This window comes from Methanocalculus sp., assembly GCF_029762515.1.
GTDB lineage: Archaea > Halobacteriota > Methanomicrobia > Methanomicrobiales > Methanocorpusculaceae > Methanocalculus.
In genome coordinates this window covers 1-1,276 of the sequence record NZ_JARVGN010000534.1, presented here as the reverse complement: position 1 = coordinate 1,276, position 1,276 = coordinate 1, and the positions used below count along the sequence as shown (strand labels likewise).

Sequence of the window (1,276 nt, the reverse complement as noted above, 5' to 3'; positions counted from 1 at the left end):
CAGACTCCCAGCTCTTTGCCCCGACCGTGTACCAGGATGTGGCATTTGGACCCCTGAACCTCGGGCTGGGCGAGGACGAGATCCGGCAGGCCGTCTCGGATGCCCTCTTTGCAGTCGGGCTCACCGGATATGAACGCAGGCCCCCGCACCATCTCTCCGGCGGCGAGAAGAAGCGGGCAGCCATCGCCGGGGTGCTGGCAATGAAACCGGAGATCCTGATCTTTGACGAGCCGACGAGCTCGCTTGATCCGGCGGGTGCTGCGGAGGTGATGGATCTCCTCGAAGAGATCAATCAGCAGGGGGTGACGATCCTCCTATCGACCCATGACGTGGAGCTTGCCTATTCCTGGGCAGATGATGTGGTGCTGATTGAAGGTGGTGAGATCCTCACGCATGCCCCGCCCCGCTCGGTCTTCTGCGATGCTGAGCTGATGCGGCGGGCACACCTGACCCAGCCCGCAGTCCTCTCGCTCCACCACCATCTTGCCTGCCGGGGGATCATGAAGGAGAGCGACCCCCCTGCGGGACTGCTTGAGATGGCGCAGCGGATTGAGGAGATGGCAGCCACCGTCGCCACACACCATGCACCTGCCCCGATCTACCTGATCGATTGCACGTCCGGACTTGATGGTAGCCTCCCCCACCTCATGGAGACGGTCTCTTCGCTCAGGATCGGGGTGATGGGGACAACTGCAAAACGGCATCTTGCCGGGGCGGAGATTTCAGCAGACTTCACTTATGGAGTCATCGATGCCTCGATCCTCCATGCACTCAGGCAGGAGCCGGTTGTGATTGTAACCAGTGGAGGGATGATCGACCGTGTCCATAAAAGAATAGCGGAGTTTTCTGAAGAGAGTACAATCTCCCTCTCACTCCGTCCGGTTGGGCGCCACGATACAGCAGAAAAGGTTTGAATCAGGAACCGGGGGATTCTCCGGTGTGCCGGAGATGATCCGCTCTTCCGTTTCCCCCAGATCCTGGCAGATATATATTATGAGATCCATCCCATGCAAGGCCTCTGCCAGCTCGTGAACCGGGAACTTCGGATCGGCGATGATGAATATGGGACGCCCTCTTCTACAATCTATGACAACATCACCAATTGCCTCTGCATGATCTTTTCCATGGGCATCGATCACCGAAACATTGCTCCAGGGAAGACCAACCGCAGCAAATGCCGCCTGAAGGCTTGATATCCCGCAGATGATCCTGCTACCGGGATGGCCGAGTCCGGCAAGCAGGGGATCGCCTGTCGAGAGGATCACTGCCTCATCAG

At 58.6% G+C, this 1,276-nt stretch carries 2 protein-coding genes; one reads left to right on the top strand and one right to left on the bottom strand.

The window, feature by feature from the left end; genetic code table 11:
* A partial coding sequence (locus QCH34_RS12910; RefSeq protein WP_300334729.1) for an AAA family ATPase occupies nucleotides 1–914 on the top strand: 914 nt, incomplete at its 5' end.
* Here the strand turns inward: QCH34_RS12910 and QCH34_RS12905 are convergent.
* On the bottom strand, nucleotides 870–1,276 hold a 407-nt coding region (locus tag QCH34_RS12905; protein WP_300334728.1), incomplete at its 5' end, for an SAM-dependent methyltransferase. The genes QCH34_RS12910 and QCH34_RS12905 overlap by 45 nt on opposite strands.